Genomic DNA, 9,292 nt, shown 5'->3' on the forward strand with positions numbered 1-9,292 from the left:
CCCGCTCACGGGGCAGGGGGTCATCGAGCTGCGCGTCGATCCCGGCCAACTCCTTTTCGAGAGGCCCTAACCCACGACCCGCCCGTTCACCACCACCCGCGACGGCGCCCCCAGCACGCGCACGTCCGTGCGGGGATCCCGCTCGTACACCACGAGGTCGGCCGGTGCGCCCTCCTCCAGGCCGGGGCGGCCCAGCCAGGTGCGGGCACTCCAGGCCGTCGCCGCGAGGGCGTCCAGCGGGGGGATGCCGGCCGTCACCAGTTCGGCCACCTCGGCGGCGACCAGGCCGTGCGGCAGGGTGCCGCCCGCGTCGGTGCCGACGAAGACCGGGATGCCCGCGTCGTAGGCGCCGCGGACGGTGTCGTAGCGGCGTTCGTGGAGTCGGCGCATATGGGCCGACCAGCGGGGGAACTTGGCCTCGCCGCCGTCGGCCAGCTTCGGGAAGGTGGCGATGTTGACCAGCGTCGGGACGATCGCGACCCCGCGGGAGGCGAACAGCGGGATCAGCTCCTCCGTCAGACCGGTCGCGTGCTCGATACAGTCGATGCCGGCCTCGACCAGGTCCCGCAGGGAGCTCTCGGCGAAGCAGTGGGCGGTGACCCGGGCGCCGAGACGGTGCGCCTCGGCGATGGCCGCCTCGACCGCCTCCCGCGGCCAGCTGGGCGCCAGGTCACCGAGGTCCCGGTCGATCCAGTCGCCCACCAGCTTCACCCAGCCGTCACCGCGCCGCGCCTCCTGGGCGACGTACGCGACCAGGTCCTCCGGTTCGATCTCGTGCGCGTAGCCCCGGATGTAGCGGCGGGTGCGGGCGATGTGCCGGCCCGCACGGATGATCTTGGGCAGGTCCTCGCGGTCGTCGACCCACCGGGTGTCGGAGGGCGAGCCGGCGTCCCGGATGAGCAGGGTGCCCGCCTCGCGGTCGGTGAGCGCCTGCTTCTCCGCCACCTCCGCTTCCACCGGCCCGTGCGGGCCGAGGCCCACGTGGCAGTGGGCGTCGACCAGGCCGGGCAGCGCCCAGCCCTCGACGGTCCGGATGTCACGGGCCCCGGTGGGGCGGTCGTAGGAGATCCGGCCACCGACGACCCACAGCTCGTCACGGGCCTGGTCCTCGTCGCGGCCGACGAGGACCCGGCCCTTCACGTGCAGCACCGCTTGGTTCATGTGTCGCACCTTATGCAACCCGCCGAGCGCGAGTCAGTCGGCCTTCCCGGCCTTCTCCCCCTTCCGCGGTGACTCCTCCTCCACCTCGGCCCTCGCCGGATCGAGGAGGCGCGAGAGGAAGTGGCGGGTGCGTTCGTGGCGCGGGTCGCCGATCACCTGCGCGGGGGTGCCGTCCTCGACGATCGCCCCGCCGTCCATGAAGACGACCCGGTCGGCGACCTCGCGGGCGAAGCTCATCTCATGGGTGACGACCATCATCGTCATGCCTTCGTCGGCGAGCATGCGCATCACCGCGAGGACGTCCCCGACCAGTTCCGGGTCGAGCGCCGAGGTCGGCTCGTCGAACAGCATCACGTCGGGGCCCATGGCGAGCGCGCGGGCGATGGCGACCCGCTGCTGCTGCCCGCCGGACAGCGAGGAGGGGTAGGCGTCCGCCTTCTCCGACAGGCCCACCCTCTCCAGGTTCTCGGCGGCCACCCTCGCGGCCTCGGCCTTGCCGCGTCCGAGCACCCGGCGCTGCGGGAGCGTGAGGTTCTCGGTCACCGTGACGTGCGGGAAGAGGTTGAACTGCTGGAAGACCATGCCGATACGGCGGCGTACGGCGTCGATGTCGACGTCCGGGTCGGTGAGTTCGCTGCCGCCGACGAAGACCCGGCCCTCCGTGGGTTCCTCCAGCAGGTTCACGCACCGCAGCAGCGTCGACTTGCCGGACCCGGACGGACCGATCACGCAGACGACCTCGCCCCGGCCGATCTCCAGGTCGATGCCGCGCAGCACCTCGTTGTCACCGAAGGACTTGTGCAGGCCCTGGACCTGGATCTCCGGGTCCACCCCAGGAGTCTTCTCGCTCATTTCACGGCCTCCTGGGCCTTCGCCTCCATACGGCGTACGACGAAGCCGAGCGGGATCGTGACCAGCAGGTAGCACAGTCCGGCGACGAGGATCGGCGTGGAGTTGGCGGTCGTACTGGCCAGGTCGCGGCCGTACTTGGACAGTTCGCGTTCCTCCAGCGTGACACCGAGGAACAGCACCAGCGAGGAGTCCTTGAACAGGAGCACCAACTCGTTGGTCAGCGGCGGGAGGATGATCCGGAACGCCTGCGGGATGATGACCGAGATCATGGCCCGCGCGGGTGAGAAGCCCAGCGAACGGGCCGCCTCCAACTGCCCCTTGGGCACCGCCTGGATGCCCGCGCGGATCGTCTCCGCCATGTACGCGGCGGCGACCAGACCGAGCGCGAGGGCGACCTTGCCGTAGGTGCCGCCGATGATCTCCGTGCCGGGGAAGGCTAGCGGGACCGCGACACCGATGAAGATGAAGATCAGCAGGGCGGGCAGGCCGCGGAAGATCTCGATGTACACGCCGGCGAACCAGCGGTACGGGCCCACCGACGACAGTCGCATCAGGGCGATCAGCAGACCGAGCACGAGCCCGACGACGAAGCCGGACAGCGTGTAGAGCACGGTGTTCTTCAGCGCCAGGGTGATGACGTCCGGGAACATCTGCTCGGCGATGTCCGCCTGCGCGAACTGGTTCTTCAGCCGCCCCCAGTCCGCCGAGACCGCGAAGCCGATCACCACGGCGACGAAGACGACGTACTGGGCGCCGCGCGACAGAGTCCGCTTCTGGCGCCTGGTCAGGCCCTTTTTCCTGGGCTGGGGTCGTATGTCCGTGTCGGTCATGGGATCAGGAGGAGGACGGAGAGGCTGACGGGGCGGCGGCGGACTCGTCGTAGGGGCCTATCCACTTCTCGTACAGCTTCTTGTACGTGCCGTCGGCCTTGGCGTCCGTGATCGCCTTGTTGACGGCGGCGAGCAGCTTGGTGTTGCCCTTCTTGACCGTGAAGCCGTACTGCTCACCGGTGTTGAGGTTGTCGACGACCTTGAAGGCGTCGGCGTTGGCCTTGGTCTTGAGCCAGCCCTGGACGACCGGGTAGTCGATGATGACGGCCTTGACCTGGCCGGAGCGCAGGCCGTTGAGGACGGCGTCGGAGGACTCGAAGGAGACCGGGTCGAAGCCCTGCTTCTGGGCGTACTCCTCACCGGTCGTCTGCGCCTGCGCACCGAGCTTGACCTTCTTGGACTTCAGGTCGGCGAGCGAGTTCACGCCGCTCTTCTTGTCGACCAGGACGGCCTGGGTGGCGTCGAAGTACGGGTCCGAGAAGTCGACGTTCTTCTTGCGCTCCTCGGTGATGGTCATGCCGGCCGCGGCGAGGTCGCACTGGCCGGCGTTGAGGAAGGCGCCGGTCTTGAAGTTCTCGAACGGTGTGTCGAGGATGTCCTGCTTCACGCCCAGGTCCTTGGCGACCAGGTCGACGAGGGAGACGTCGAAGCCCTGCACCTTGCCGCCGACGTCCGACTGGAAGGGCGGGTACGGCAGATGCGTGCAGGTGGTGAGCTGACCGCCCTTGACCAACTGGACCCCACCGGCGGCGGTCTTGGAGCCGCTGCCTCCGTTGTCGGTGGAGGTGCAGGCGGAGACAGACACGAGCACCAGCCCGGCCGTCGCGGTGGTGGCGGCCAGGACGCGGGTCCGGCGCCCGAGAAGGGTGTTCACGGCGGGCCTTCCTAGGGGGGAACTGTGGGTTCCGATTATAAGGAGAGGTTTGAGTCTCTCAAACCAAAACGATGGTCACGCGGCCGCCCGACCTAAGAAGTAATCGGTCGGGGTGAGACGAATGGTGCCGGTTACCCTCGTCTCGTCTACCCCGTGAGTGAAGAGAGCACCCCCGTGACACATCCGTTTCTTGATCTGGCCCCGTTGACCGCGGCGCACTTCGCGTCGATCGAGGACCGTGTGGCGCGATTGCTGAGTACCGGTCAGGACGTGGTGATCACACAGGGCGAGGCGCTGCTGCCGCTGGAGGGTGCGATCCGTTCCACCGCCGGGCCGGGCACCACCGCCCTCAACGTCATCACGGGCCCCTACGGACAGACCTTCGGCGACTGGCTGCGCGACTGCGGCGCGACCGTGATCGATCTGGCGGTGCCGTTCCACACGGCGGTCGGCGCCGAACAGATAGGGGAGGCCTTCGCCGAGCACCCGGAGATCGGCTTCGTGTCCCTGGTGCACGCGGAGGCGGCGACCGGCAACACCAACCCGGTCGCGGAGATCGGGGAGGTGGTACGGCAACACGGCGCCCTGTTCTACCTTGACGCCGTCGCGTCGATCGGGGCCGAGCCGGTGCTGCCGGACGCGTGGGGCGTGGACCTGTGCGTGATCGGGGCGCAGAAGGCGATGGGCGGTCCCGCGGGTGTCTCGGCCGTGTCGGTGAGCGAGCGGGCGTGGGCCCGGATGGCCGCGAACCCCGGGGCGCCGCGACGGTCGTACCTCTCGCTGCTGGACTGGAAGGACCGGTGGCTCGACGGCGGCCGCAAGGCGCTGCCGCACGCGCCGGCCCAACTGGAGATGCTGGCGCTGGAGGCTTGTGTCGAGCGGATCGAGTCGGTGGGTCTGGACGTGGTGATGGACCGGCACCGTCGGGCCGCCGAGGCGACGCGGGCGGGTGCGCGCGTGCTGGGCGCGGGCCTTGAGCCGTATGTGCACGCGAACCGTGAGGCCGCGCCGGTCGCCACGACCCTGCGGGCGCCGTCGGGGACGGTGGCGTCGGAGGTGGTGGCGCGGGCGCTGGAGTCGGACCCGGCGGCGCCGTTGGTCGCGGGCGGGGGCGCGTTGGCCAAGGAGATGATCCGGGTCAACCACTACGGGGCGGACGCCACACCGGGGGCGGTGCGGGCGAGCCTGTCGGCGCTCGGCGGCGCGTTGCGGGAGAAGGGCCTGGACGTGGCTGTGGAGGGGGCGTTGCGGGCGGCCGAGGACGCGTGGCGGTAGTCGTCCGGCGCGGGCCTGAGAGCTCGGCCGCAAACGCCGGACAGGCGGAAACACCCCGTGCCATGCTCGCTCCATGACCACCGACACCCACTCCCCCCTCACCCTTCCCGACGGTCGCCCCATCCCCCTCATGACCGGCGATGAGCGGCCCATGCTCGAGAGCTGGCTCGCCTTCCACCGGGCCACCCTGGAGCTGAAGTGCGCCGGGCTGGACGACGCGCAGGCGCGGACCACCTCGGCGCAGCCGTCGTCGCTCACGCCGCTCGGGCTGGTGCGCCACCTCACCGCGGTCGAGCGGAACTGGTTCCAGCGGGTGGCCGCGGGAGTGGACGTGGCGCCGCTGTACGGGAAGGAGAGCGGGCTGGTCCTGGACCCCGGGCAGGGGCTCGACGAGGCGCTGGCGGCGTGGAGGCGGGAGATCGCCCGGGGGAACGAGGCGTGCGCCGAGCTGCCGCTGGACCACACCGGGCGGATCGCCGACGGGCAGATGGCCGGTCTGGAGGTGAGCCTGCGCTGGGTGTACATCCACATGATCGAGGAGTACGCGCGGCACAACGGGCACGCCGACATCCTTCGGGAGCGGATCGACGGAGTGACCGGATTCTAATTCCGGATTAATCCCGGACGTAATGTCGGACACATTTAGGAATGTTTTCGAGAACAGCTTCCCGTATTCTTCTTCCCGCTTTCCTTCGACCTAAACGCAAAGATTCTGCGAACGCGAACGGGCGTAATTCGGGTAGATCTCGTGGGGGTTACCCATCTGTGACGCGTTACACATCACGATCAATTTGCCCCTTATTTGACGGGCATACCGGGCCAAAAGGGGCCACATTCGCGTGCCTGCACGCGCCCGCGTGATAACACAGAACACGCCCGCAAGTAACCCCCTGCGGCGATGCATTTTTTTATTTCCCTCGGTAAATTCAATTCGCATGACTGCCGCACAAGCAGACCTACAAATCGACCGTCCGTCGGTGGCGGACGGCGCCTCGCTGTGGCGGATGGCCAGGGACTCGAAGGTCCTCGACCTGAACTCGTCCTACAGCTATCTGCTGTGGTGTCGTGACTTCGCCGCCACCTCGGCCGTGGCGCGCGACGAGCACGGTGAACCGATCGGCTTCGTCACCGCCTACGTCCGGCCGGAGAGCCCGGAGACCCTGCTCGTCTGGCAGGTGGCGGTGGACGAGGCGTACCGCGGCCGTGGGCTCGCCGCCGCGCTGCTGGACGGGCTGGTCGCACGGACCACCGCCGAGCGCGGGCTGACCACCGTCGAGACCACCATCACGCCGGGCAACACCGCCTCCGAACGCCTGTTCACGTCGTTCGCCGAGCGCCACGGCGCCCGGCTCGAGCGCGAGGTGCTGTTCGAGACGAGCGTGTTCCCCGACGGGCCGCACGAGCCCGAGGTGCTCTACCGCATCGGGCCGCTGACCCGCACCCCCTCCGCCTGACCCCTGCCTCCGCCTGACCACCGCCGCTGCACCCCACGCAACGAGGAGCGATTCGTCGTGACCATCACCCAGCCCGACCTCAGTGTCTTCGAGACCGTCGAATCCGAGGTACGCAGCTACTGCCGCGGCTGGCCCGCCATCTTCGACCGTGCGCAGGGCAGCCGCATGTACGACGAGGACGGCCACGAGTACCTGGACTTCTTCGCCGGAGCGGGGTCGCTGAACTACGGCCACAACAACCCCGTCCTGAAACGGGCGCTGATCGACTACCTGGAGCGCGACGGCGTCACGCACGGGCTCGACATGTCGACCACCGCCAAGCGGGCCTTCCTGGAGTCCTTCCAGAACCTGGTACTGCGGCCGCGTGACCTGCCCTACAAGGTCATGTTCCCCGGCCCGACCGGCACCAACGCCGTGGAGGCCGCGCTGAAGCTGGCGCGGAAGGTGAAGGGACGCGAGTCGATCGTGTCGTTCACCAACGCCTTCCACGGCATGTCGCTCGGCTCGCTCGCCGTGACCGGCAACGCCTTCAAGCGGGCCGGGGCCGGCATCCCGCTGGTGCACGGCACGCCGATGCCCTTCGACAACTACTTCGAGGGCACCGTGGAGGACTTCCTCTGGTTCGAGCGGCTCCTGGAGGACCAGGGCTCGGGCCTCAACAAGCCCGCCGCGGTGATCGTGGAGACCGTGCAGGGCGAGGGCGGCATCAACGTGGCGCGCCCGGAGTGGCTGCGCGCGCTGTCCGAGCTGTGCGAGCGGCAGGACATGCTGCTCATCGTCGACGACATCCAGATGGGCTGCGGACGCACCGGCGCCTTCTTCTCGTTCGAGGAGGCGGGCATCACCCCCGACATCGTCACCGTCTCGAAGTCCATCAGCGGCTACGGCCTGCCCCTGTCGCTGTGCCTGTTCAAGCCCGAGCTGGACATCTGGGAGCCGGGCGAGCACAACGGCACCTTCCGCGGCAACAACCCCGCCTTCGTGACCGCCACCGCCACGCTGGAGGCGTACTGGGCGGACGGGTCCGTGATGGAGAAGCAGACCCGCGCCCGCGGCGAGCAGGTCGAGCAGGCCTTCATCTCCATCACCGAGGAGAACCTCGCCGACGTGAAGGAGTACCGGGGCCGCGGCCTCGTGTGGGGCCTGGAGTTCCACGACAAGGGGCGGGCCGGACGGGTCGCGAAACGCGCCTTCGAACTCGGTCTGCTCATCGAGACGTCGGGCCCGGAGAGCGAGGTCGTGAAACTGCTCCCGGCGCTCACCATCACGCCCGAAGAACTGGACCGGGGCCTGAGCGTCCTGGCCCGGGCCGTGCGCGAAACGGCCTGACCGCACCGACACATCCGTCATCCATCTAGGAGGCATCGCAACACCGTGATCGTCCGTTCGTTCAAGGACATCGAAGGCACCGACCGGCATGTGAAGGCCGAGTCCGGCACCTGGGAGAGCAAGCGCATCGTCCTCGCCAAGGAGAAGGTCGGCTTCTCCCTGCACGAGACGACCCTGTACGCGGGTACGGAGACGTCGATGTGGTACGCGAACCACATCGAGGCCGTCGTGTGCGTCGAGGGCGAGGCCGAGCTCACCGACGACGAGACCGGGCAGAAGTACACCATCACGCCCGGGACCATGTACCTGCTCGACGGCCACGAGCGGCACACGATGCGGATCAAGGAGGACTTCCGCTGCATCTGTGTCTTCAACCCGCCCGTGACCGGACGGGAGGACCACGACGAGAACGGCGTCTACCCGCTGCTCACCGAGCCCGAGGAGGTGTGACATCCCATGACCACCACCACGCCCGGCACCACGGCCGGCCACACGCCCGACACCACGGTCACGGACCTCTACCCCAGCCGCGGTGCCACCGAGGTGGCGATCCCGCGGCAGGACCCGGTCGTCTGGTCCGCGCCCGGCGCGGCCGGCCCGATCCCCGGTCCTGACCTCCAGTCGTTCGAGCGTGACGGCTTCCTCGCCATGGACCAGCTCGTCGGGCCCGACGAGGTCGACGTGTACCACCGGGAGTTGGAGCGGCTCGTCACGGATCCGGGGATCCGCGCGGACCCGCGCTCGATCGTCGAGCCGAAGTCCCAGGAGATCCGGTCCGTCTTCGAGGTGCACAAGATCAGTGAGGTGTTCGCGAACCTCGTGCACGACGAGCGGATCGTCGGACGGGCCCGGCAGATCCTCGGCTCGGACGTGTACGTCCACCAGTCGCGGATCAACGTCAAGCCCGGCTTCGGCGCCAGCGGCTTCTACTGGCACTCCGACTTCGAGACCTGGCACGCCGAGGACGGTCTGCCGAACATGCGGACGGTCTCGGTGTCGATCGCGCTCACCGAGAACTACGACTCCAACGGCGGCCTCATGATCATGCCGGGGTCGCACCGGACGTTTCTCGGGTGCGCGGGTGCCACCCCGAAGGACAACTACAAGCGGTCCCTGCAGATGCAGGACGCGGGCATTCCGTCCGACGAGGCGCTGACCAAGATGGCGTCCGAGTACGGCATCAAGCTGTTCACCGGCAAGCCCGGTTCGGCGACCTGGTTCGACTGCAACTGCATGCACGGCTCGGGCGACAACATCACGCCGTTCCCGCGCAGCAACGTGTTCATCGTGTTCAACAGCGTGGAGAACAAGGCCGTCGAGCCGTTCGCGGCTCCGGTGCGGCGACCGGAGTACATCGGGGCGCGGGACTTCACTCCGGTGAGGTAGGTCGCCCCTGCCGGGGGTCCGGGGGTCGTCCCCCGGAGCATGCGGCATCGGGGCGCGGGACTTCACTCCGGTGAGGTAGACGCAGGGCCCCGTGGAGCGGGCGGTGTCACCGGCGTGGGCCTCACGGCCAC

General features: G+C 68.9%; 10 protein-coding genes. 6 read left to right on the top strand and 4 right to left on the bottom strand.

What is annotated here, in order from left to right; genetic code table 11:
- Positions 1-66: 66 nt before the first annotated feature.
- The 4 genes from ABZ027_RS39165 to ABZ027_RS39180 are packed head-to-tail and all read right to left on the bottom strand — an operon-like array spanning position 67 to position 3,717.
- Entirely contained in the window at positions 67-1,161 is a 1,095-nt protein-coding gene (locus ABZ027_RS39165) for an amidohydrolase family protein (RefSeq protein ID WP_356777122.1), read from the bottom strand.
- Between the two features lie 33 nt (positions 1,162-1,194).
- Positions 1,195-2,013: an amino acid ABC transporter ATP-binding protein gene (locus ABZ027_RS39170; protein ID WP_356777124.1), complete on the bottom strand. Its 819-nt coding sequence runs from the start codon at positions 2,011-2,013 to the stop codon at positions 1,195-1,197.
- A complete protein-coding gene (locus ABZ027_RS39175; RefSeq protein ID WP_356777126.1) occupies positions 2,010-2,843 on the bottom strand; it encodes an amino acid ABC transporter permease in 834 nt (277 codons plus the stop codon). Before ABZ027_RS39175 ends, ABZ027_RS39170 begins: the two co-directional genes overlap by 4 nt.
- 4 nt (positions 2,844-2,847) lie before the next feature.
- The gene (locus tag ABZ027_RS39180) at positions 2,848-3,717 is read right to left on the bottom strand and encodes a transporter substrate-binding domain-containing protein (RefSeq protein WP_356777128.1); all 870 of its coding nucleotides are present in this window, start codon (positions 3,715-3,717) and stop codon (positions 2,848-2,850) included.
- A gap of 174 nt (positions 3,718-3,891) precedes the next feature.
- On the opposite strand from ABZ027_RS39180, the gene ABZ027_RS39185 reads away from it, so the two are divergent.
- The 6 genes from ABZ027_RS39185 to thpD all read left to right on the top strand — a co-directional run bounded on the left by ABZ027_RS39185 (position 3,892) and on the right by thpD (position 9,161).
- Positions 3,892-4,992, top strand: coding sequence for an aminotransferase class V-fold PLP-dependent enzyme (locus tag ABZ027_RS39185; RefSeq protein WP_356777130.1), 1,101 nt, complete (start codon positions 3,892-3,894; stop codon positions 4,990-4,992).
- A gap of 73 nt (positions 4,993-5,065) precedes the next feature.
- A complete protein-coding gene (locus ABZ027_RS39190; protein ID WP_356777132.1) occupies positions 5,066-5,599 on the top strand; it encodes a DinB family protein in 534 nt (177 codons plus the stop codon).
- A 328-nt stretch (positions 5,600-5,927) separates the two neighbouring features.
- A complete protein-coding gene (gene ectA, locus ABZ027_RS39195; RefSeq protein ID WP_356777134.1) occupies positions 5,928-6,446 on the top strand; it encodes a diaminobutyrate acetyltransferase in 519 nt (172 codons plus the stop codon).
- A 57-nt stretch (positions 6,447-6,503) separates the two neighbouring features.
- Positions 6,504-7,775, top strand: a complete 1,272-nt coding sequence (ectB, locus tag ABZ027_RS39200; RefSeq protein ID WP_356777136.1) for a diaminobutyrate--2-oxoglutarate transaminase — start codon at positions 6,504-6,506, stop codon at positions 7,773-7,775.
- A gap of 45 nt (positions 7,776-7,820) precedes the next feature.
- On the top strand, positions 7,821-8,225 hold the full coding sequence (locus ABZ027_RS39205; RefSeq protein WP_356777138.1) for an ectoine synthase: 405 nt from the start codon (positions 7,821-7,823) through the stop codon (positions 8,223-8,225).
- Between the two features lie 6 nt (positions 8,226-8,231).
- Positions 8,232-9,161 carry an ectoine hydroxylase gene (gene thpD, locus ABZ027_RS39210; RefSeq protein ID WP_356777140.1) on the top strand — a complete coding sequence of 310 codons (930 nt, stop codon included), beginning with the start codon at positions 8,232-8,234 and terminating at the stop codon, positions 9,159-9,161.
- The last annotated feature ends 131 nt before the right edge of the window (positions 9,162-9,292 follow it).

This window comes from Streptomyces sp. NPDC006332, assembly GCF_040612855.1.
In the GTDB taxonomy this organism is placed as follows: Bacteria; Actinomycetota; Actinomycetes; order Streptomycetales; family Streptomycetaceae; genus Streptomyces.